The organism is Novosphingobium sp. RL4 (assembly GCF_035658495.1).
In the GTDB taxonomy this organism is placed as follows: Bacteria; Pseudomonadota; Alphaproteobacteria; order Sphingomonadales; family Sphingomonadaceae; genus Novosphingobium.
Genome location: NZ_CP141944.1, coordinates 2238175 through 2259898, shown reverse-complemented (window position 1 = coordinate 2259898; position 21724 = coordinate 2238175). Strand labels below are relative to the sequence as shown.

The window sequence follows — 21724 nt, the reverse complement described above, 5'->3', positions numbered from 1 at the left end:
AGCCGTTCGACAGGTTGCGCGAACGAACGAAGGCTGCGCCACGCCCACGCTTGACGCCCCGACCGGAGGCGACCGCGCCATTGCGGCCCGGCTTGCCGGATGCTCCGGCGCTGCCGCGCGAGACCCGACCGGAGGCCGCGCCATGCTGGCGGGCGATCTTCCTGACCTTGGTGAGGAAGCTCTTGGCCTGACCGGCCTTCGACGCATCGGAGCGGATGCGGCCGGGCTTCGGGCGGAAGCGGCTGTCGTCGTCGGTGCTCATTGGCGGCGATCCGCTCGAAAATGCCCATTTCGGGCGAGAGTGCCGCTGGAAACGCCGCGGATGCTGGGCTTGCGGCAACCGGCGGCACCATGCCGCCCTAACGGCGGTGCCGTCCCAAACAGTGTGCAGACAAGGGCTTGCCCCCCGGATCGGACCCATGGGGTGCCGTCCGCTTTAATCTTGCCCTCCCGCCTCTCTGTCCCTTCCGCCCCTACCGACCCTGCTTCCGCCTGACCCCGCCCATACCCGCTGCACACTGGAAGAGACCGCCAGCCGCACCCTCGGACCATGCTCATCGCGGACTTCCCGTTTCCGCTCGGGCAACAAACAGTCCGCCCGGCTGCGGTATGATCGCGGAGAGATCGCGCACCAGCGTTGCAGCCGGAGTGTCGCCCGATCGCTCACTAGGCTGCACGGAATCGGCAGACGATGTGCGCTCGGCCTGCGTGACGAACAGCGGCGCGCGAGTCCACGACAGCGGATCGGCCGCTGCGACCGCGACCGGGCCGGTGATCTCGCCGCCGCCGATCTGCGGTGCGAGCGTGGCGACATAGGCGCGGGTCTCAGTGGGCAACGGACGGCCGGCAAGATGCTCTTCGTAACGGCCAGGACCGGCATTGTAAGCAGCCAGAAAACCCGGCGATCCGTAGCGGTCGTGCAGTTCGTGTAAGTATGCCGCGCCCGCCAGAATGTTTTCGCGTGGATCGTAGGGATCGCTGCCGAGCCGATGGCGGGCGCGCAAATCCGCCCAGGTCGCGGGCATGATCTGCATCAGGCCCATTGCACCCTTGGGCGAGACTGCGCGCACGTCGTTGGCGCTTTCGACGCGCATGACGGCCCTGATCCATGCCGCCGGTATGCCGAACCGCTGCGCCGCCTCGGCGATAGCGGCGGCATAGGGATCGACCGCAGTCTGACGCTGCACCGGCTCCGACTGCGCCTTACAGGGAAGCGGCATCGCGACGGTGAGCGTAGCGGAAAGCAGAAGGACCGCCGATCGGACGGACATTCTGTCTCCGCACAGACGCCAGTCTGCCAGCGTGCTCGCTGCGGTCAAGGGTTCGCGCGAAGCGCCGATCTTCGATCGCCCTTGACCTTCGCTGCGCGCGCCGGCCGACCTGCGTTCGAGCGGGACGAAGGGATGAGACGGCTTGTTCGCGAACAAAGGGATGGGGCTTGTTCGTACGATCCCCCACGCGATCCTGATGATCGATCGCATGACCTCAGTCCTTCTCGCCGCGCTTGATCGGCCGCGTCCAGTGCAGCGACCAGGCGGCCCCGCCGTCATCGTCGCGGAACAGATTGGCGCGGATCGGCTGCGGCAAGGCGGGATCGTCGATCAGCAGCGAGATGTATTCGCCCGCGCGCTCGCCGGTGCGTTTCCAGCCCGCACCGATCTCTGGTCCTTCATCGGCGCCGTGGTGGATGCGATAGTCCGGAGCATTCTCGGCATCGGACGGCTCGGCCGGAACGATGGTGAGTTCGCGGTAGAGGGTGAGCGTGTGGACGCGCCCGACGAAGCCCGTCGTCTCGCGCGTGAACTGGCCGATCTGCGGCATGGAAGTCTCCTGTGCTGGGGTTGGGAAAGAGGTTCGGTGCGCCGTCAGCGTGTCGCGGCGCGCCAGACGAAGCGGCCATCGCCGTCCTCGTCGGTGTAGATCGGTGTCGCGCGGCCGATGATGGAGCTGACCGGGATCGGGCCGAAATAGCGGCCGTCCAGGCTGTCGCGGACAGCCGGGTTCATCAGGAAAATCTCATCACCGGCGATGCGGCGGCAGCCCTGCCAGATCGGCAGTTCGCGGCCCGTCCGGTCGCGGTTGAGCGCCGCGCCGAGTTCGATCCCATCAACCGTGATGGTGCGGCGGACGCGGCAGACCTCTTGCCCCGGCAGCGCCATGACGCGTTTCAGCAGCGGCACGCCGCGGCCGATATAGCCGCGCTGGACCATGAATTCGGCGAGCGGTTTTGGGGGGGCGACCGCGACGAGATCGGTGACGGCGAGATCGCCGGGAAGATGGCCGAACGAATCGATGACGTAGAGGCCGATCGGTGCGCTGGCGGAGACGTTCCACACCAGCCGGGTCGGCGTCGGAATGAAGGACGCGAGGGCGACGCCCATGATCGAAAAATACGTCACCATCACATAGCCGAAGCGGGTCATGGCTCGGCCCTCCGGCGCAGCAGGAACGCCCGGTGCTGGTCAGCGGTGTAGGCGCGGGGCTCGTGACCCACGGTCAGCCGGTTGTGGACGTGGCGCCAGTGATCGGGCGAAACATCCTCCGGATCGATGCCGATCGCCTGGATGGCGTCGATATGCCGGAGCACCTGTTCGACCTTCGGCCAGCCGTCGATCTTGAGCAGGATGTCGCCGCCGGGACGCACGAAGGGCAGCGTCTGATAGGGTTCGCTTGGGCGCACCGCACGCACGATGTCGATGCGCGAGATGATCGTGCCGAAGTCGTTCGAGGCCCAGCGGACGAAGGCAAAGATGGCGTCCGGCCGGAACGAAAAGATGCGCCGACGACGGTCGAGGATCTGTTCATGGGCTTCACGGCCGAACCTGATCCAGTGTTCGATCTTCTTCTCGACGAACGTCAACTCGACATGGGTCAGGCCGTCGGAGGGAAGCGCTGACGGCACGGGGCCGCCGAGCACGCGGGGAGCCGCGTTGCCGGTCATGATGGATCTCCTTCGGTGGGTGGAAATTGGTGAGCGAGCAGATCGCGCAGCATGACGGTGACGGTGACGCCGCGCTGGAAAGCGACGATCTTGATGCGGCCGCGCAGCTCCGGTGTGATGTCGATCGTCAGCCGGGCAGTGAACGCCGCGCCGTCGCCTGCGCGGGCCGATGGCGGTTCGGTGGCTTTGACCCAGCGTTCGGGATCGGCGGGACGCGCCGCGAAACCGCGTTTCGGAGGTCGTTCGCTCATGGCGCGATCCCTCCGATGCCGAGGCGGCCGATCTCGCTCACGAGCGCGGCGATCTCGCGGGCGGCCGGACTGTCGGCATCGATCTCCGAGGCGAGCCGCCCGGATTGCGCGGCGTCGGCGAAGACGACGCGCTGGCCGATGGTGGCGGCAAGCAAGGGCGGATCGTGATCGGCCAGCGTCTCGGCCGTCTCACGGGCGATGACGGTGCGCGCGCCACAGCGATTGAGCACGAAGCGGGCGGCAAGCTCGGGCCGGTAGATGCGCGCCTCGGTCAGCAGCTCTAGCATCTCGGCCGAGGCCCAGCCGTCGAACGGCGAAGGCTGCACCGGGATCAGCACCAGGTCGGCGGCGAGCAGCGCCGAGCGCATCAGCCCGGCGACGCGCGGCGGTCCGTCGATGATGATATGATCGACATCGCGCGCCAGCTCGGGCGCTTCCCGGTGCAACGTATCTCGCGCCAGGCCGACGACGCCGAACAGCCGTGGGCGGCCTTCACGCGCCCGCTGCTGCGACCAGTCGAGCGCCGAGCCTTGCGGATCGGCATCGATCAGCGTGACGCGGTGGCCGGTCCTCGCCCATTCGCCGGCGAGATGCAGGGCGAGCGTCGTCTTGCCGACGCCGCCCTTCTGATTGAGCAGGGCGACGATCATGGCGCCCGCCTCGATCGTCTGGCGGCACCGGCACCATGGGTCGCGCCCGCGCGCGTCAAAGAAGAAGAGTTAGATTCTTGGTTAGACTCTAAGTTAGCGGTCGGATTCCGCGTTTCGGGCCAAAGATTTAACTGCGGTCCGTGCGCCCGAAATCCCGATAGTCCTGCGCCCGAAGTCCCGATACCGTTTGCGCCCGAAGTCACGAGCGTTTCCACAGCCTCGTCCACAGGCACTGTGGACAACATGGTGGGCCGGATATGCAGCAGTTCGCGCCGCCCCTGGCGGGCGATCTTGAGTTGATAGCCGGGCAGCGGCTGGCGGGCGACGATACGTCGGATGTCGAGCGCGAAGTCGGACGGCCGTGCCAGGCTGCCAGACTTCTCGTGGAGATGCGCGACCTCGAACAGCCAGCCATGCGGCTGCCGGCCGGCGTGCTTGCGGGCGACGCGGTAAAGCCAGCGCTCGATCCCGCCGGTCAGCCGGAAATAGTCCGGGTCGATGGTCAGGACCAGCGAGCGGTCGATGACGCCGCGATAGAACCAGTCGGGCAGCACGAACTCCATGCCCTCGACGCGGCCGTCATGCGTGGTCAGTTCTTCCCATTCGTTGATCCAGGAGAACTGATGCCGACGCCAATGCTCGCCCTGGCGGATGGTCGTAGCGATGACGGTCGATTGCAGGCGGGCGAACGCGCCCTTGAGCAGCCTGTATTCACGCGCCCCGGTGCCCCGGCCGATGGCCATCAGGAGCTGGTACGGCGTGAAGCGCAGGAAGCGGGATGTCTTCAGGCCGTGGTTCTCGGCCTCGACGATTTGGCTAGCCGCCCAGATGAGCACGTCGGCGTCCCAGATCGTCGCCATGCCATGTTCGGGCATGGCGAAGACCTCGACGCGGACGCCGCCGGATTCGTAGAGGATCGGCGTCACCCGCTTGGCCTTGGCGAGCGAGAAGAACGGCCGCTCCATCAGGTCGCGCTGGTCGCGGGGCGACGCATCGCCCGTCGCGACGATGAAGGGGTCGAGCCTCGCCCGCTCGCTGCCGACAAGGCGTTGCGAGCGCCGCCCGGCATCCGGAGATGAACCGGCGCGCATTCAGCGTGCGCCCCGCTCGGCGGGCGTCAGGGGACGCGCCGGGAAAACACGGGTTGCGTCCTTGTCGGTAGTGGATTTGCGGGCGGCGACCGCCGTCCAGGCTTGCAGGTCGTCCAGCGCATAGACGACACGACCGCCGATCTTGCGATAGGTCGGGCCGGTGCCATAGGTGCGGTGCTTCTCCAGCGTCCGCAGCGAGATGCCGAGAAAACGCGCCGCATCGGGCGTGCGCAGGAATCGGGGCGGCAACCCCGTCTTCGGGTCGATCATGATCGGGTCTCCGGGTCAGTTCGGCGGCTGTCGGCGGCGACAGCGGGCTATGGCGAACCGTGGCGGAGGATCGGCGGCTTGCAGCGTGCCGGAATCAGGGGGGTATGAATCCGGCACCCGATGCCGGAATTAGAAGGGCAGGATTCGGCACCCCCGGCGGTGTCGGATCAAGCCCAGGCAACGCCGCCGTTCAGCGGCGGCGTGGCAGGCGGACCGGATAATGGAGCAGTTCGCGATAGCCGCCGCGCATGTAGAACAGGCCATCGGCGACGAGACGGCGCACCTTGTTCTTCAAAGGGCTGACTTCCCAATCGTTCTTCGATCGACCGCGAAAGCCGAGCAGCGCTTCAGCGATGACGCGATAGCTGGCCCCGGCCAGTTTCGCGTCGAGCGCGCGCAGGATCAGGATATGACGCTCTCGCGTCTGGGCCGGAAGGTCGTGCCGCCGGTCGCCGGGCGGTCGTCCGGCCAGCGCCAGCCAGAACCGCAGTGCCGCCTCGGCGCGCAGCTCGAACAGGGCGTCGAGCGGCAGAACGACGACGAAGTTCGCCCGGCCATCGGGCGGCGGGTCCGCGAGCCAGAAGCGATGCTCCCCGCCCGATCCGCGCCAAAGACCGTGCCAGGCGCTGTCGATCGCCGATCTTGCCGCGAGACCGGGAAGCTCCGGCAGTGCGATGGGCATGGCGAAGTCGCCGGGGGGATCGCCTGATGGACGAAGCTCGAAGGCGTCAGGCTGGAGTTCGGGCGTCCAGAAGAGCGCGGCGCGATCGGCGGGCTGGTCCGGGTCCGCAGCGAAATCGTAACCCCCAGCGGTTGGAGAACGCGGTCCGGGCCTCGGTGTCGTGACGGGATTTCCGTTTCATGCGATGGAAGTCGCGGCGATACTCGTCGTCGCGGCGGAGATATTCCCAAGCGAAGCCGGCGGCAGGAATGCTCTTGGCATGTCCATAAGCTGCCAGCGCGCGCCAGTCAGAACTCGGCATGGCGTCACCTCTTTCTTCCCATGCGCCGTCGGCGCCGGAAAGATGAAGTGTTCACAACTTGAGGTATATTTTGAACTTGCTGATATCGGATATGTAGATCGCGCAACGCGATCAATATTGGTGAATCATTACTTAACATCGCAAACGTGATTTGGCGAGCCGGGCGCAGCCCGGCGAGCGGCGGCCGTGTCATCGACATGGCCGCGCCCGCCGATCCGGCTCCACGGATCGGCGGAAAATCTGAGGATGTGCGGAACCGGAAAGACGCAAAGCCGTGCAACCGGAAATTCGGCTGCACGGCTCCACGATCATCCGCGCTTCAGGCGCTGCATCCCTTCCGCGAGCGTCCACAGCGCCCGGTTCAGTCCGACATTCTGGTCGATGCCGTTGATCGCACGGGTCTGGCTGCGACGGATACGGCCATCGGCATTGGTGCGGCGACCGTCCAGCCCGCCGCGTATCATGTTCTCCTGAATGACGTTGAATGTGTTCCACAGGCTTTGCCCGACATCCTCGCGGCGGCGGGGCGCGATGATCTGATCCGGGCGGACGGGGCTTTCGTCCTCGCCATAGCGGGCGACAAGGCTCGCCTCGGCCAGAACACGTTGTTCGTCCTGCGACAGGCGCGTTTCCTTCATCGTCTCCGTCGCGTCGATCAGGCGCGGGAAGTCTTCCGCGACCGTATAGACGCCCTCGATAATCTGATCCTGAATGCCGCCCTTGTGGGGGACGCGGACTTCCTCGAACCGCTCGCCCGCGATCATGCTGTTGGTGCAGACGAAACGGAGCACGCCTGCGAACATCTGATAGGCCGACGTTCCGTCATGGCTGTTGACGATGATAACTTCCGCCGCCTCGGGCTTGCCGATGCCGCCATCGCGGCGCAGGCGCAGCATATGCTTGGCGTGACCGTGGCGGCTCCCATCGCGTGGCACCGACTGCACGGCGAAGAACGGAAACCATCCTTCCTTTCGCAGCCCCTCCACGATCTCGATGGTGGGGACGTAAACATACCGATCCGACCGGCTGTCATGGGCCTCGCGGGCGAAGACGGACGGAACGTGGCGGTAGAGGGCTTCGTTGTCGAGGGCTTCGCGCCCGCTGATCTGGTGAGAATTCCGGCCGAACCGGGTGGCGAGTTGATGATACATTTCTGTCTCCGTGGGCTTGGGTTGGAGCGCAGCGCTGCGCTGCAACCCTGGCCGTCGCCGAGACCGGGGTAGCAAGGTGCAAGGGCGGCCGGGCCGGAGGGGGATCGCCCGGCCTGCACGGAACGGCGGAACGACGTGGAGGAAGGCCGGGGATACCGGCCCGGACGAGCCGCCAGCGATCCCTTGCGCCGCGCGGGGGCAGCGCCCCTAGCCAGCCCCCCCGCATGAGCGCCAGCGGGCGCCGGGCATCAGGATCTGATCGGGATGCGCGAAGCCGCAAATCCTGAAAACCGCACATCCTGATTGCCGTATTTCCTGACAAGCGGTGGTGGCCATGACCATGACGAAGCCCCGCACGGGCGAGCGGGGCTTCTGGAGGTATCCGATTTCAGTCGCCGTTGCGGCGCGACCAGATGAGATTGTGGCCTTCGCCGTCCTCGCCCTCGACCAGGCTGGCGTAGATCGGGGCGGGGAAGCTCGGATCGTCCAGCTTGACGGAGAGATATTCGCGCTGCGTCTCGCGGGCGGTCTTCTTCCAGGCCGCACCGAATTCCGTGGCCCCTGCGAAGATACGGAAGTCGGGACCGCGCTCGCTGTCGCCCTCGGTCGGGACGAATTTCACGGTCTTGACGTTGAGGGTCAGGGTCTTGACCGCGCCGGTGAAGCCAGCCGAGCCGTTGTCGTTCTTGGTGAAGGTGCCGATGGTCGCCATTGGTCGTGTTCCTTTTTCCTTCGGGCCGCGCCTATCGCGACCTCGATGGTGGTCGTGCGACCGGGGACGATCGCCCCGCACCCGTCAGGGCTGGAACGAAGTGGAAGGCGGCCGACGACGGCTTTTTTGCTTCGCGATGCAAAGCCGGATCGGGGTCCCCGCGCGACCTGTCGCGTGGGGTGGTCAAGGCGGCGGAAAAAAGCTGGCGACGGACGTTGCGGGAAGACGAGCGAGGCGCAGCCGGTCTTCGGTCAGACCCAGTCCATTCGAGGACGCCGTGGGCGTGGCTGACAGGGAAATCCGAGGAACACGACACTCGTGGCGGTCGGCGACCTCCCAGACACGAAAACGGTGGCGAACTCTGGTCGCTGCAAAATCCTCCCTGACTTTCGATGGCAAGGCCCGTCCATCGTCCACGGGCGGACACGGCTGCTTCCCGATCTTCAACTTCCTCGCCGTGCCGTCATGGCAGGCCGGAGACGATCGCCCACCAGCGCAACGTGACCGTTCTCACCAACCGGCGATTCAAACTTGCGCGCGCACTCCCGACCGAAAATGTCGATCCCGAGAACGGAGACCCGCCCTCATGGTCCTGCAGCAGGTGCGGTGAGCGGATATCTCCATGCCATCGTTCGCGCGAGCGGGGCTTGATCAGCGGAAGGGCTATCAACCGCAGCTCGCGCGTTAGCGATTGAAGCCGAATGGCGGAAACGCGCCCCTGGCGTGGTTCCGGCGCAGCCGAAAGCGCGGCCCGAAGGGCAACGCCCAGACCTTCACTATTCATCGGAAAACGCCCTTGACTTAGAGTGCGCTCTAACTCGTATCTGTTTCTGCGTCGTGACGAGAACAGGTGCTCATGAAGATTGGTGAACTGGCGAAGCGTTCGGGATTGTCGGCCCATACCATCCGTTACTATGAGCGGATCGGGCTGCTTCCCTATGCGGACAGGAATCAATCGAGCCAACGGGACTACGACGCATCAATCCTGATCTGGATCGAATTCCTCGGGCGTCTGCGAACGACCGGGATGCCGATCCGCGACATGCTACTCTATGCAGCTTTGCGGGAGCGCGGCGTCGGCACGGAGACGGAGCGACGCGACATGCTGGAACAGCATCGCGAGCGCGTCCGCACCCATGCAGCCGAACTGCAAGCCTCTCTTCTCGTCCTCGACACCAAGATCGCCGGTTACGCCGGCCAGGAACAGAGGATGAAGGACTATGACACACCACCACCAGAGCGTCGGCGAAAGCCGGCTGGAACGCGGGCGGCGCGCACTCGCTGAAATCGACGGCGAGGCCGGAGAGAAGGTCGTCGCCTCGCTCGCCGATATCGCGCCGGACTTCGCGACCTACCTGATCGAGTTTCCATTCGGCGACATCTACAGTCGCCCCGGTCTCGACCTGCGCGCCCGTGAGATTGCCACCATCGCCGCGCTGACGGCCATGGGCAACGCGGCCCCGCAATTGAAGGTGCATATCGAGGCGGGTCTGAATGTTGGGCTGTCGCGGGACGAAATCACCGAGGTCATCATGCAGATGGCCGTCTACGCCGGTTTTCCGGCCGCGCTCAACGGGCTGTTCGCCGCCAAGGAGGTGTTCGCACACAAGCCCGCTCGGGGAGGATGAGCACGCAACATGAAGCCGCGCCACGGTCGTAGTAGAGAGGGGACCATCGTTCAACTCTTTTGGGAAGAGGTCGGAGCGGCCAACCGCACCAATGCAGACGCGCCGACGAAACCGCCGCCCATAATGCAGAAGATCTGCCGCCAGACCTCGGACGGCACGGCCTCGCGCGTGACGCCGTGGACAAGGGCGTAGCCTGCGACGGCGGCGGGCGCGGCGAAGACCAGCGCCACCATCAGGCGCAGGATCGGCGAGCGTAGTGAAGCGAAGGCGAATAACAGCAGGCCATAGGCTGCGGCGCCGGCGACGAGACCGACAAGGCCCGCGCCGATCAGGCCGGAGCCGGTGGCGTAGGCGAAGCGCGCGGCTTCGACGGCGAGCATAAAGGGCAGTGCATAGACGGCGAGCGTGTAGGCCAGGACGCACAGTCCCGCGATCACGGCCACGCTCATCAACATCACGGCGATCATGATGGTTCTCCATAGCGCCGACGACGGTCGCCGTCATCGGACAGTCGAGGTCAGCCGGTCGCGCGGTGAACACCGCGCGACCGCATTTTTGGGGGTATCGGAAGGAAGGCCGGGACCGCTGATGCGATCCCGGCCCGATCCTCACTCGGCGGCGATCTGGAAGGCATCACCGTCCTGTGGCTGGTCCAGCCAAGCGGGCCGCGTCGTCCGAATGACGGCGGGAAGCCAGCCTGTCCCGGCCAGAAGCTGCTCGGCAGCGTCTGCCATCTCCGTTTTCTTCAAGCCCGCGATCCGCTCCGCCGCCTCGTCGCTGACGGCTTCGCGCACGGCGGCGAGGATATGCGCTTTGGTGACGCGACCGAGATAGGCCCGCACGGTCGGCGTCCAGTGCGCCGTCATGTCCAGCACCACCGCCGTCGCCAGCTTGTCGGCCGTCGCATGGGCGTGAGGCTTCTTCTCCCAAGGCTGCTTCACCGCGTTGACGGTAAGCGACGCGCAATGGGCGAACAACGCCATGACGCTGGCATGGTCAAGACCGGCAACGAAGCTCCACAGGTCGGCCACATCGCGCGGCATGTCTTCCGCCCATCCGGCATGACGATCCGCCAGCGCCTTACCCGCCGCCGTGTCCTCGATGCCGTCCGCGTGGGAAGCGAGGTAGCTGCTGGTCGGGCGGATTTCGAGGCAAGCAGCGTCCACCCCGCGATAGAAGGTCTGCGCCGCTAGCGCGTGGGTAACGGCGATCAGCGCCATGTCCGGCTGCTCGCCCAAAGCAAGGCGAAGGCCCAGCGTCCGGTGCGAAGTCAGGTCACGGATGAGCAGGTCCGACAGCGGCTTGCCTGCATCCCCGGCATCCTCGTCCTCCGTCTCGAGTGCGGAAGCCGGGTTACCGTCCTCGTCCCGCTCGCCATCCCCGATGATCTCGCCATCGCTGTTGACGCGAACGCCATCGATCACGCTTCCGCCTTCACCGTCCGCATCTTCCACGGTTTCAGGCTTTTCGTCCTCGGCGCGGATAAAGCCGCGCTCGATGCGGGCTTCCCCATCATGGGAGAGGATGACGAACACGCCGCCGCGCGCGATCTCTTGCGTCTCATAGGCGTGACGCAAAGCGTCGATGCGCTCGATCTCTGCTTCAAGCTCCCCGAACCGCTGATCCACGTCGTCGGGTAGTTCGTCGGCGCTGTCATACTGCTCGGTCAGCGCATCATATTCTCCTTGCGCGGCGGCATAGGCTGCCTCGTCTTCCTCCGACAATTCCACCGGATGCGGATAGGTGCGGCGCAGGCCGTTGCCGTGTGGGTAGTCGATATGGACCTCCGCCCATTTCCAGCCTTCCCCGGCCTTCACACCCTCCGCGATTTCGTGGAGGTTCTCGATGACCAGCCGGTCGAGCAATGCGGCATCCTCACAAAAGCCGCCGCGATCCTCGGTGAACAGATCGCGCAGGATCACGCCACCCGCTTCGGTGTAGGCTTCCGCCCCGACGAAGACCGCCCGCCGATCCGTCGCCGCGATGTGCATCCGGGTCAGATCACGGCGGATGGTCGAGGGGTCCTTGTTCCACGACAGGTTTTCATAGACCTGCTCCTGCCGGGCCGGATCGTCCACGATGGCGAAAGCCATCAACTGCTCAAGCGTCAGTCCGCCGTCACGATAGACCTGCATCAGCTTGGGGCTGACAGCGCCGAGACGCATCCGCTGACGCACGACATGGGCCGTCACGCCGAACCGGGCGGCGATTTCCTCCGCACCCCAACCGCGCGTTTCGGATAGCTCGCGAAAGCGCTCGAACTGATCAGCGGGCGAAAGGTCTTCGCGGGTGACGTTCTCGTCCAGACTGATTTCGCTCGCGTCGTTCACGGTGTCGATGACGCAGCGGATCGGCTCGGTCTTCTTGATCTGCTTGCGCTTCACGCGCAGCAACTGCGCCAGCCTGCGACCTTCACCGATGCTAACGAGATAGAAGCCGGTTGCGGCTCCCTCGGCGTCAAGCTCCGGCTCCACCACGAGGTTCTGCAGGATGCCCTTGGCGTGGATGCTCGCGGCCTTCGCTTCGATAGACGCCTCGCTATGCGGGGTCTTCCGGGCGTTGTCGGGATGCTTCTTGAGCTTGTTGAGCGGGATGAACACCTCCGTGCCGTTCTCGGCGGCGGGCGCGGCGGTGGTTTCGATTGCAATGGTCGTCATGGTCTTTGCTCCTAATGGGCTTGGGTTGAAGCGCAGCGCTGCGCTGCAACCCTGCCCGTCGGCGAGACCGGGGGGTGCAAGGGCAAGGGCGGCCGGGGTGGAGGGGGATCACCCGGCCTGCACAAGCGGATTTCCATAATTACGGATATGCTGAAAATCGTGTCCGCGCGGAAGGTCGGGGAGACCACCCCGGACGGCGCGGCTTGCCGCGCTTCACCCTTGCCCCGCGCCAGGGGGCAGCGCCCCCAAGCAACCCGCCCGGCGTGAGCGCCAGCGGGAGCCGGGCACAAAGAACGGATCAGGATGCGCAAAGCCGACAAACCGGAAAGCCGTGCATCCTGATCGCCGCGGTCTATCCCTCTGGTGGAGCGTGTCCCAGTTCAACAGCCTTGCGACGTTGCGCCGTCGTCAACGCGCTGCGCTCCAGAAACGGTGGACGCGCGAGGTCTGCATCTGTCGAAAATCCTCGACGTGCTGAGCGCGACGAAGCTCAACCTGAAAGAACGACGGGTGATGATCGTCTTTGAAGTCTGGAGTTTCCAGAAAACGACGGTGGCATATTTGGGGGTGAGCTTCTTGTTATTTCGGTAGCAATCAAGCGCTCCGGATAGGATCGCGATATAGCACGATCCTCGCCGCCTCGGTTCAGCTTGAGCGCATGCTACGTCGGGGCTGTCGAATGCGCAGACGTTTGTGCGGGCGTCGCCGTCCTCAGACAGATTGCGCGGCTAGATATCAAATCGGCGTTTTGTTGAAGGCTCAGACGTGCGGGGTTAACGACTGGCCTTCTTGGCGAGACCGAGGAAATCGCGGAGTGCTGGGGCGCGGTTGTTTGGCGACCACACAGCGGAGAAGACAACGGGTCCCGGCTCGTCAAGAACGGGCAGGAACACCACGCCCGGAAATCGGATTTGCGAAGTTGCTTTTGTGGCGAGCGTCACACCGTAACCCTGCTCCACCATCGATATCAGCGTCAGCCGATCCACATCGAAGCGCTGAATGAACGGTCGTGGCCAATGCTCAGTGAGCCGCAGTAAGATAAGGTCATGGAGCTGTGGACCTGTCCCATTGTGTCGAACTAGAAAGGTCTCGGTCGAAAGGTCGGCCCAAGCGACACGCTCACCATCGGCAAGCGGATGCGTCGCTGGCAAGGCGATCATAAGTTGCTCGGTCCATATCGGCTTGGAATGACAATCCGGAATATCCGGCGTTCCCAGGACGAAGGCGACGTCCAGATATCCGTCACGCACCTGCTTCACCGCGTCGCCGGCCCTGCACTCCGTGATCTTGATATCGACGCCGGGGTGCAGTTCACGGTAGCGGTTTAAGAGGTCGGCTAGGAAGCCATTGGAGATCAGGGCATATGCACTGACGCGGAGATGTCCGTGTTCGCCGCGCGCCCGTAAGCCGGCGGTCTTTAATGCATGGTTGAGATGATCGATGCCGATCGCCACCTCTTCGACGAAATGACGGCCCGCCTCGGTCAGCCGCACGCCGCGCGGCAGGCGCTCGAACAGCAGGATGCCAAGGTCCTGCTCTAGCAGCTTGATGCGGGTACTGACGCTTGACTGCGCGACGCCAAGCGCATTCGCCGCGTGGCGGAAGTTCAGATGTTCGGCCACCGCTAATGTCTGGATTAGAGCGGCCATCGGAATGCGGCCGCGTAGCAGCAACGGGGTCGATGAGGTTTCAAACTCCTGTTTCGATTTTCGACGACGCATTGACTATCCATCTCCGAAAACTGGAGGAGACGTCTGCTCGGCAGTCTGTCGCTCGCCTCGCCTTGGCTGCGCGCCAAGGGCAACGAACGGCGTCATGTGAGCAGCACCTCAGTTGCGACGAGGAGGACAGGCGGCTTGCGCGCCCACTTTGCGATTTGCCGCATGCGCCACTTCAGTCAAAATAGCCAGTTTTGAGAACGACTTACCGCGTGCTCAATGACATAAGGGTCCGCTGACATTCACCTACGAAATAGCTTGCTCGCATTTTCGAATGCAATCTTCTGCGCCGTGAGCGGCTCCAGGCTGCCGAGAACCTTCCGCGTAAACACATCCGTCGCCCAGGGAAAATCCGTGCCCGTAAGGAGATGGTCGATGCCGACCATGGATGCAGCATGTAGAATGTCGGCCTTCTCGGCATTATTGCAGTCGTAGTAGATCCGCTTCAAATAGGAGCTGACGGGCTCTCGAAGCTCGCTCCTATGTCCCTCAGCGTCCATGTACCAGTGTTCATCCGGAAAACGATTGGCGAGTTGGTCGAAGCGCCCAAGGCTTGTGAGAATTCCGCCACCCAGATGGGTAGCGATGATCGTCAGATCGGGATGCCTTTCCAGGATACCCGCCTTGACGATGTCTAGCAGCGCCGTCCGCTGGTCATTCAGATACCCACTATCGATAGGAATGAGCTTGCGAGGCACCAAGGCTGTCTCGGCGGACGTAACCGCCGGGTGGATAATGAACGGAGCGCGCAATTCCTCTGCCAATCCAAAGAATGGCTCAAACATGGACGCGCCCAGGAACGTGCCGTCATAGTGGGAAGAAGCCATGATGCCACGCAATCCCTGCTCTTCGATCGCAATACGAAGAGACAGGAGCGCCTTCTCGAGCCAGGTGTTTCCATCAGGCGCCGATCCGGCGGCCGCCAGCGCCGGCACAGGCGGAAGGACGGCCGTTCCGATCAGATGGCGCTGACCGGCCACCTTTTCTGCCATCCATTTATTCGTGGCCTCGAAGATATCGATTAATTGCTCGGGCGGCAGTTCGGGAAACGCCATGTTAACAGTCACAACCTGAATGCCCTCGGTCCCGGCCGCCTCTCGGCGGAAGTCGCTCTGCAAGTCGTCAGCCGCTTTCGCGAAGATATCTTCAATGATGATCCGTTTGGTGTCCTCCGAGAGAAAAGAGCCGCTGCGAATTGCAGCCGACATCATCGCGACCGACTTGGGCATCACAGCGTGGGCCTGCACGTCGAAGAGCGGGCCGCTGTACGGGGCAGTCATCGTAGCTTCAGACATAGATCTTGCATCCTATTTACTCAACGGGCAGGCATCTATGGTACGCAGACCTAAAATGGCAGACAATCTTGCCAGGTACATACCTGTTCCACGACATCGATCCGCAACGGCGGTCGTCTCGCCCAGGAGCTGCCGAGGAAGCCTACCCGGCCGGTGTCGGGCCATCAGTATCCGGTAAACACCTCAGCACGAATGTTCCCGGACCTGACACCAGCCTCCAGAAGCAAGGCTTCCATGGCTGCGACCATGGCCGGTGGGCCGGCGAGATAAAAGACCGGGGCGGTGATGTCGCCTGCATGCCGCTCGATCATTGGGCGGTCGATGAAGCCGCGCTCGCCCTGCCAGTCGGCCGCGTCGGTCATCGTTGCCACCAGCTTGAAGCGGGGGTTGCTACTCGCAAGCTGCTCCAGCTCGGGCAGGTAAGCGGCGTCCGCCGCGCTGCGGTTGCTGTAGAATAGGGTTACGTCGCGGCTCAGCCCGCGCCCTACCGCATCGAGGATCATGCTGCGGAACGGTGTGATGCCGATGCCTCCCGCGAGGAACACCACCGGGGTGGTGCCACCATCAAGCGTCAGATCACCATAAGGCCCCTCGATCCCGACAGGCGAACCGGCAGGCAAGTCAGCCAGACAGCGTTTGAATGCGGTATCGGTCATGCGGGTCGCGATCACCAGTTCCGGTTCCTGCGGTGCGCTGGCAAGCGAGAAGGTGCGGACGCGGCCCTTGCTGTCAGCTTCCTTCTGGCCAGGCAGCGTCACATAGACGGCCTGACCGGCAGCGTGGGTGAAGCCGGCGGGCTTTTTCAGGCGGAAGGCGACGGTGCCGCGCGCGACCTCTTCCTTGCCGGCAAGGGTTGTCTTGTAACCTGCCGCTGGCCGAAGGAAGTTCCCGCGCCGCCACTGCGTGAGCTTCATGCCATCGCGCATACCAAGCCCGAGAAGCGTGATGTTGGTCGCTCCCGCGATCAACTCGACGGCCTGCACCACATAGAAAACCGTATCGAATTCTCCGGCGCGCGCCTTGGAAGCGAGGAACAACGCTGCCGGGATCAGGATGAGCAGGCCGTTCGCGGCGATGAAGGGCATGCGTTTCAACTTCGCGCCGACCAACCCCGTGCGCTGTCCGTGCGACAGGAAGAAGCCCGAACCGCCGGCCGCGGCGAGCGCCGGTACGAGCAGCAGGAAGCCCCAGGGGAGCGTGGTCTTCACCGCGACCACGGCTGCTTCCGACAGGAACAGTTCGGAGATGACGGTCGAGAGCCAGAAGGTCGCGATCGTCAGGAGGGCGATCAGGCCGGCAACGGGGTGGATGATCCTCGGCATGGTGCTTTTTCTTTCTCAGCGGCTGATGGCCCAAACGCCGAGCGCAGAAGCGGCGAAGGCGAGTGCGATGCGGACATTGTGGACGAGCAGCCAAGTATCGAGTTTCCCCGACACCTGATCGAGCGGAATCGCTTTGGATGCGAAGGCGGTGTTGCTCGGCACGAACCAGGCCATTGTCAGGACGAGGACGGCGACGATGCAGCCAGCGGCGCCAAGCCAGAGGTTGCGACTGACAACGTTGCTCCAGTCGGTCCAGAGCATGCCGCCAAGCCCGATCAACGTTGGAAGCACGACCAGCGGGATTGCGTTCTGGACACGCCCCCCATGCTGAGCGAACCAGTCGAGGAATTCCTCTGGCGGCAGGCTTTTCCAGTAACCGCCGAGGATGACGCCGATGGCGAGCATGACGCCGGCGAACATCGCCGGTCCGGTGATCGCAAGGATTCTGAACAGAAGCGTCATGTGCCTTCTCCTTCATGCAGCTGTGTGAGGCGCCGTCAGGCCGTGCAGATACCGGCGACGCCGACCTTCTGGAACAGATGCGGTCTGGCAATCGCAGACGAGGGATAGGCTCCGAGCTTCGAGCGGAACTCGGGATGGGTGAACGCCGCGCGAAACGCCTCGGTCGAGTCCCACACTGCATAGTTCAGGTAGGTCGGGCTCTCGCCGATGGCGCGATGGAGCTGGGTCGAGATGAAGCCCGGCTGACGCTTCATGAACGCGGCGTCGTCCTTCCACACGTCGAGGAAGCGCGCTTCGTCAGCGGCATCGAGTGTGAAGAGATTGATGAGCACGACTGGCGCTGCTTCGACGGCAAGCTGGCGTTCAATGGGGAAATTCTCGTCCAACGGCTGCATGTGGGACATATCAGGCTCCTTCCGCGTTGTATGCATGTTGTCAATTCGTTACATTCAACCATATAGCAACTTGACATGATGATGTCAATTAGAGTAGATGATGGCAAATGAACAAAGTGAGCCGCAGCCTGAAAGCCCAGTCCTTGAGCGATCTGATCTTGACCATGTTCAGAGCGAACAACCTGACTCTGATCTGGGGTGACAGGCTCGTCGCACCTTCCGGGCTAACCAGCGCCCGCTGGCAGATACTCGGGGCGATTGTACATGCCGACCGGCCGCAGCCTGTGGCGTGGATCGCCCGTGATCTCGGAGCCAACAGGCAGAACGTGCAGCGCATCGTCAATGATCTGCATCAAGACGGGATCGTGGTGTTCGAGCCCAATCCGCACCACCGGCGGGCGCATCTCGTCGTTCTCACCCAAAAAGGACGCGAGGCTTATGACGCGGCGATCAACGCCTACAATCCGAGAGTCGAGGCGCTGGCCGAAAGTTTCTCGGTTGAAGACATCCAGACCGCCCATCGCGTGGTGGCGGCGCTACGAGACAAACTCGAAGGAGAGATAGATGCTGAAAAGCAACCCTAGCCGCTATGGTGCGGTGCCCGTCACGATCCACTGGCTGACCGCCATCCTGATCCTGATGGCGGTTATCACCGGCTTCCGTGCCGGTGGCAGCATGGACCCCGCCACCAAGGCCGCATTGCTTCGCGTTCATATTCCCGCCGCGATCGTTATTCTTCTGCTGACCCTGGGTCGCATCGTCTGGTGGTTCTTCCTCGACAAGAAGCCGCTGCCTGTACAGGGATCGCCGGCTTGGCAGGAATGGCTCGCCCGCGCCGTGCATCTGCTCTTTTATGGCGTGATCCTCGGAATGGTCGCCAGCGGCATCGGCATGATCGTGTTGAGCGGTGCGGGTCCTGCCATCTTCGGCGGAACGGGCGCCGAGCTACCGAACTTCCTTCAGTATCCGCCGCGTATTCCGCATGGCCTTGGAGCCAACCTCCTGATCGCTCTGCTCCTCGCCCATGTCGGTGCTGCGCTCTATCACCACTTCATTCGCCACGACGGGTTGCTCTGGCGCATGTGGTACGGGCGCTGATCGCTCGAAATCAATCCGGTTACGTACCGGAGATAGGTTCGTTGCATCTTTCGGGCTAACCAGCGCCCACTGGCAGATTCTCGGAGTGATCGTTCTCTCGGAATGCGGAAGGACCGCAGCCGGTGGCTTGGATCGCCCGAGATCTCGGAGCCAATCGGCAGAACGTCCAGCGCATCATCACCGTATCGCGTCGCAAGCTGGCCCGGTTTCTCGAAATCAGGACGTGCCTTGCAGGAAGCTGTGAACGAAAATCATGGAGAGCGGTCTGATCGTGGCCATCGAGGTGATCGATGCGGGCAACGACATCCACCATCTGGTGCCGATGGTGGAGGCGACGCAGAAAAACACGGGCGCCCTGCCGCAGATGTCTTTGGCCGACAGAATCTATGATATTGATTTTACTCTGCAAAATAATCGATGGAGCATGCCGGAGGATTGAGTTGTCCACTCATCCAAGAACCAAATATTGGTTCAATTTTAATGCACGGCTGTTTTTCTAAAGGTAGATACTTAGTAAAGTCATAGCCTACCTTCTCTCTACTAGAGTTGATAGCAAGTTGTTTTTCTAAATTATCACCTATAATGGTAGCTTTACCCATAAATTGAAATGACCAAGTTTCATTTCGCTGTTCATAGCTTACGGCATGGCATATAGAAATACCCACACGATTATCATTTAGGATGTTCTCAATTTTTCTAACATTTTCATGCGTAAATATATAAAATATTGGCTTTTTATTATTCCCTTTTATAGTTGTAAAATGGATGCAATCAACTATCGGCCATCCGTCAGGCGATATTGTAGATAAATACATAAGTTCAGCAGAGTAAAGTTTCTGTAATATTGCCTCCCTAATTTCGTCTTCACGTTCTTTAGGGCAGATAGAAGGCATTTTGTCCTTTTGTTTTAGATAAGTGGCATTATTTTGCGTAGTCATTATGATTTCCTCTTTCTAAAATAAACTAAAAGATCTGGTATCCCGCCTTTGGAGCCCCCCCCGACTTCAGCCTTGGTTATCGTCGAGATTGATGCTCGATCCCGAACTGTAATCAAAAGGTGGCTCTAGAGTGATATATAGTGCTCATCATCTTCGAGCGCGGCCCGCCATCCCCGCCGATTCTACTCTATGGCGCGACATTCCGCGCGATGGCTACTCATTCACCGCCGATTGCCGCATGAACCACCATCCGGAATTCGATTAACACGAGGGCCCGCACGTAAGGTAGGAATCGCCGGTGGGTTCAACGGGTGGTGGCAACACTTTAATCTTTTGAGGAAGATGGAGTGTCGCGATGAAGCAGCGTCGTCGGATATATTACACGGCCAGCCAGCGAGCGGAGATATGGGATCGTTGGCAGCGCGGGGAATCGATGAGTTCGATCGGGCGAAGGTTTGATCGAGAGTCATCGTCGGTATTTTCGGTGATTTCGCCGACCGGCGGTATCAGGCCCGCCGATCGCAAGCGTGGCCGCCTTGCGCTGAGCCTTGCCGAACGGGAGGAGATATCGCGGGGCCTGAGCGTCAGTGAACCCTTGCGTGCGATAGCACGGCGACTGGGCCGCGCGCCTTCGACGATCAGTCGCGAAGTCAGGCGTAACGGCGGCCTTGCACGGTATCGGGCGACCGTGTCCGATCAGGCGGCCTGGGACCGAGCCTTGCGGCCCAAGCCCTGCAAGTTGGCTTGCTCGCCGCCATTGGCCCGGGCAGTATCGGCCAAGCTGTGCCGCAAATGGTCACCAGAGCAGATTGCGGGGTGGCTCAGGCGCAGCTTTCCCGAGGAGCCGCATAGGCAAGTGTCGCACGAGACTATCTACAGAAGCCTGTACATACAGGCGCGGGGAGTTCTTAAGAAGGAATTGCTGGAGCATCTGCGCGCCCGGCGCACCATCCGCAGGTCGCGGCACGCCAGCCTCAAGCGCAACGGGCTGGGACAGATCAAGGATGCCGTGTCGATCAGCGAGCGTCCCGCGTCGGTCGAGGACCGCGCCATTCCCGGCCACTGGGAAGGCGATCTGATCGGAGGCACAAAGAACAGCTACATCGCGACGCTGGTCGAACGGCATTCGCGCTACGTGATGCTGGTCAAGGTCGCCAACAAGGAAACAAGGAGCGTGGTGTCGGCGCTGATCAGGCAGACGCAGCGCCTACCGCGCGAACTCTACAAGTCGCTCACCTGGGATCGCGGCAAGGAACTGGCCGATCATCCGCGCCTCTCACTGGCTACCGATGTCGAAGTCTATTTCTGCGATCCGCAATCGCCTTGGCAGCGCGGCTCCAACGAAAACACCAATCGTCTGCTACGACAATACTTTCCCAGAGGAACCGATCTATCGCTATACAGCCAGGCCAAACTGAGTGCCGTTGCCCGGCAACTCAACGAACGGCCAAGGAAAACGCTCGAATACCAAACACCCGCAGAGCGCTTTCAAGCCTGTGTTGCCGCCACCCGTTGAACCCACCCCCACTGTCAGTCGTTCAATCGATCCGCACGACACGCCGGAACCACATCGCTCGCCGCATTCCTGTTTCTCCATGTCCGCTTGGCAATTTAAGAAACTCAAATCGGGAACAGGTTTTGGGAAAGCGTGACCCGGCCGGAACGCGCGGCGTATCTCGCAACGGCGGTGTCCCGTTGGACCTTCGCAATTGAGACAGAGGTTGCGACCTTCTATGCTTCACTGCGGACATCGAACTCGGATCGAGCACGCTCAATCCGGTGTAGGTTGGCCATGACCCAATTTCCGAGCATTCGGACCGGCACGACCAGTTCATGCCCAAGGTCCGTCAGCGCGTACTCGACGCTCGGCGGTTTGGTGGGGTGGACGGTGCGTGAGACATAACCGTCTCGCTCCAGCCCGCGCAGCGTGAGCGCCAGCATCTTCTGTGAGATGCCACTGATGGTCCGGCGCAGCGCGCTGAAGCGCTTTGGCCCGGTCTCCAACTGCATCACGATCAGGATCGTCCACTTGTCACCCGTGCGCGCCAACGCATCGGTAACGGGGCGGCAATCGACGGTTCCAGTGATGTTACTTCGTTCCAAAATAGTGCCTCCTTGGCAGGTAGTGGCGCTCGCCATTATATAGCAGGTATCAAAAAGAG

The 21724-nt window shown here is 62.7% G+C and carries 27 protein-coding genes; 6 read left to right on the top strand and 21 right to left on the bottom strand.

Features of this window, described 5'->3' with window-relative positions:
- Window positions 1-554: 554 nt before the first annotated feature.
- The 12 genes from U9J33_RS10985 to U9J33_RS10935 form a co-directional block, all read right to left on the bottom strand.
- Window positions 555-1271: a lytic transglycosylase domain-containing protein gene (locus tag U9J33_RS10985; RefSeq protein ID WP_420719841.1), complete on the bottom strand. Its 717-nt coding sequence runs from the start codon at window positions 1269-1271 to the stop codon at window positions 555-557.
- Window positions 1272-1485: 214 nt separating this feature from the next.
- Window positions 1486-1821: a DUF736 domain-containing protein gene (locus U9J33_RS10980; RefSeq protein WP_324695196.1), complete on the bottom strand. Its 336-nt coding sequence runs from the start codon at window positions 1819-1821 to the stop codon at window positions 1486-1488.
- 44 nt (window positions 1822-1865) lie between these two features.
- Window positions 1866-2423, bottom strand: coding sequence for a S26 family signal peptidase (locus U9J33_RS10975; protein WP_324695194.1), 558 nt, complete (start codon window positions 2421-2423; stop codon window positions 1866-1868).
- A complete protein-coding gene (locus U9J33_RS10970) occupies window positions 2420-2941 on the bottom strand; it encodes a DUF2840 domain-containing protein (protein ID WP_324695192.1) in 522 nt (173 codons plus the stop codon). The genes U9J33_RS10975 and U9J33_RS10970 overlap by 4 nt, the downstream gene beginning before the upstream one ends.
- Complete coding sequence (locus U9J33_RS10965) at window positions 2938-3192, bottom strand: hypothetical protein (protein WP_324695190.1); 255 nt, start codon at window positions 3190-3192, stop codon at window positions 2938-2940. Before U9J33_RS10965 ends, U9J33_RS10970 begins: the two co-directional genes overlap by 4 nt.
- A complete protein-coding gene (gene parA / locus U9J33_RS10960) occupies window positions 3189-3842 on the bottom strand; it encodes a ParA family partition ATPase (RefSeq protein WP_324695188.1) in 654 nt (217 codons plus the stop codon). The genes U9J33_RS10965 and parA overlap by 4 nt, the downstream gene beginning before the upstream one ends.
- Window positions 3839-4933, bottom strand: a complete 1095-nt coding sequence (locus U9J33_RS10955; protein ID WP_324695186.1) for a replication initiator protein A — start codon at window positions 4931-4933, stop codon at window positions 3839-3841. The genes parA and U9J33_RS10955 overlap by 4 nt, the downstream gene beginning before the upstream one ends.
- Complete coding sequence (locus tag U9J33_RS10950; protein ID WP_018390177.1) at window positions 4934-5203, bottom strand: helix-turn-helix transcriptional regulator; 270 nt, start codon at window positions 5201-5203, stop codon at window positions 4934-4936.
- A 190-nt stretch (window positions 5204-5393) separates the two neighbouring features.
- Complete coding sequence (locus tag U9J33_RS10945; protein WP_324695183.1) at window positions 5394-5885, bottom strand: DUF2285 domain-containing protein; 492 nt, start codon at window positions 5883-5885, stop codon at window positions 5394-5396.
- Between the two features lie 46 nt (window positions 5886-5931).
- A complete protein-coding gene (locus U9J33_RS24870; RefSeq protein ID WP_420719840.1) occupies window positions 5932-6186 on the bottom strand; it encodes a transcriptional regulator domain-containing protein in 255 nt (84 codons plus the stop codon).
- 308 nt (window positions 6187-6494) lie between these two features.
- Complete coding sequence (locus U9J33_RS10940) at window positions 6495-7337, bottom strand: DUF932 domain-containing protein (RefSeq protein ID WP_324695181.1); 843 nt, start codon at window positions 7335-7337, stop codon at window positions 6495-6497.
- Between the two features lie 388 nt (window positions 7338-7725).
- Window positions 7726-8049, bottom strand: a complete 324-nt coding sequence (locus U9J33_RS10935) for a DUF736 domain-containing protein (RefSeq protein WP_113866498.1) — start codon at window positions 8047-8049, stop codon at window positions 7726-7728.
- An 856-nt stretch (window positions 8050-8905) separates the two neighbouring features.
- On the opposite strand from U9J33_RS10935, the gene U9J33_RS10930 reads away from it, so the two are divergent.
- Together U9J33_RS10930 and U9J33_RS10925 are read left to right on the top strand one after the other, a co-directional pair.
- Complete coding sequence (locus U9J33_RS10930) at window positions 8906-9334, top strand: MerR family transcriptional regulator (protein WP_324695178.1); 429 nt, start codon at window positions 8906-8908, stop codon at window positions 9332-9334.
- A complete protein-coding gene (locus U9J33_RS10925; RefSeq protein WP_324695176.1) occupies window positions 9270-9677 on the top strand; it encodes a carboxymuconolactone decarboxylase family protein in 408 nt (135 codons plus the stop codon). Before U9J33_RS10930 ends, U9J33_RS10925 begins: the two co-directional genes overlap by 65 nt.
- A gap of 50 nt (window positions 9678-9727) precedes the next feature.
- Here U9J33_RS10925 and U9J33_RS10920 read toward each other — a convergent pair whose 3' ends face one another.
- The 7 genes from U9J33_RS10920 to U9J33_RS10890 all read right to left on the bottom strand — a co-directional run bounded on the left by U9J33_RS10920 (window position 9728) and on the right by U9J33_RS10890 (window position 17535).
- Complete coding sequence (locus tag U9J33_RS10920) at window positions 9728-10144, bottom strand: hypothetical protein (protein WP_324695174.1); 417 nt, start codon at window positions 10142-10144, stop codon at window positions 9728-9730.
- Between the two features lie 141 nt (window positions 10145-10285).
- Window positions 10286-12334, bottom strand: a complete 2049-nt coding sequence (locus tag U9J33_RS10915) for a ParB/RepB/Spo0J family partition protein (protein WP_324695172.1) — start codon at window positions 12332-12334, stop codon at window positions 10286-10288.
- Window positions 12335-13107: 773 nt separating this feature from the next.
- Window positions 13108-14055, bottom strand: coding sequence for a LysR family transcriptional regulator (locus U9J33_RS10910; protein WP_324695170.1), 948 nt, complete (start codon window positions 14053-14055; stop codon window positions 13108-13110).
- A 239-nt stretch (window positions 14056-14294) separates the two neighbouring features.
- Window positions 14295-15347 (bottom strand): amidohydrolase family protein, encoded by a 1053-nt coding sequence (locus U9J33_RS10905; protein ID WP_324695167.1) that lies wholly within the window; start codon window positions 15345-15347, stop codon window positions 14295-14297.
- A 164-nt stretch (window positions 15348-15511) separates the two neighbouring features.
- On the bottom strand, window positions 15512-16669 hold the full coding sequence (locus U9J33_RS10900; protein ID WP_324695165.1) for an FAD-dependent oxidoreductase: 1158 nt from the start codon (window positions 16667-16669) through the stop codon (window positions 15512-15514).
- 15 nt (window positions 16670-16684) lie between these two features.
- Window positions 16685-17131 carry a DUF1772 domain-containing protein gene (locus U9J33_RS10895; RefSeq protein ID WP_324695163.1) on the bottom strand — a complete coding sequence of 149 codons (447 nt, stop codon included), beginning with the start codon at window positions 17129-17131 and terminating at the stop codon, window positions 16685-16687.
- Between the two features lie 35 nt (window positions 17132-17166).
- Entirely contained in the window at window positions 17167-17535 is a 369-nt protein-coding gene (locus U9J33_RS10890) for an antibiotic biosynthesis monooxygenase family protein (RefSeq protein WP_324695161.1), read from the bottom strand.
- Window positions 17536-17633: 98 nt separating this feature from the next.
- Between U9J33_RS10890 and U9J33_RS10885 the strand changes: the two genes are divergently transcribed.
- The 3 genes from U9J33_RS10885 to U9J33_RS10875 all read left to right on the top strand — a co-directional run bounded on the left by U9J33_RS10885 (window position 17634) and on the right by U9J33_RS10875 (window position 19063).
- The gene (locus tag U9J33_RS10885; RefSeq protein WP_324695159.1) at window positions 17634-18110 is read left to right on the top strand and encodes a MarR family winged helix-turn-helix transcriptional regulator; all 477 of its coding nucleotides are present in this window, start codon (window positions 17634-17636) and stop codon (window positions 18108-18110) included.
- Window positions 18091-18624: a cytochrome b gene (locus U9J33_RS10880; protein ID WP_324695157.1), complete on the top strand. Its 534-nt coding sequence runs from the start codon at window positions 18091-18093 to the stop codon at window positions 18622-18624. The genes U9J33_RS10885 and U9J33_RS10880 overlap by 20 nt, the downstream gene beginning before the upstream one ends.
- A gap of 253 nt (window positions 18625-18877) precedes the next feature.
- On the top strand, window positions 18878-19063 hold the full coding sequence (locus U9J33_RS10875; protein ID WP_324695155.1) for a hypothetical protein: 186 nt from the start codon (window positions 18878-18880) through the stop codon (window positions 19061-19063).
- Here the strand turns inward: U9J33_RS10875 and U9J33_RS10870 are convergent.
- Window positions 19023-19562: a pyridoxamine 5'-phosphate oxidase family protein gene (locus U9J33_RS10870; protein ID WP_324695153.1), complete on the bottom strand. Its 540-nt coding sequence runs from the start codon at window positions 19560-19562 to the stop codon at window positions 19023-19025. The genes U9J33_RS10875 and U9J33_RS10870 overlap by 41 nt on opposite strands.
- 355 nt (window positions 19563-19917) lie before the next feature.
- On the opposite strand from U9J33_RS10870, the gene U9J33_RS10865 reads away from it, so the two are divergent.
- On the top strand, window positions 19918-21078 hold the full coding sequence (locus U9J33_RS10865; RefSeq protein ID WP_324695151.1) for an IS30 family transposase: 1161 nt from the start codon (window positions 19918-19920) through the stop codon (window positions 21076-21078).
- A 215-nt stretch (window positions 21079-21293) separates the two neighbouring features.
- Here U9J33_RS10865 and U9J33_RS10860 read toward each other — a convergent pair whose 3' ends face one another.
- Window positions 21294-21665 carry a helix-turn-helix domain-containing protein gene (locus U9J33_RS10860; protein ID WP_324695148.1) on the bottom strand — a complete coding sequence of 124 codons (372 nt, stop codon included), beginning with the start codon at window positions 21663-21665 and terminating at the stop codon, window positions 21294-21296.
- Between the last annotated feature and the right edge of the window lie 59 nt (window positions 21666-21724).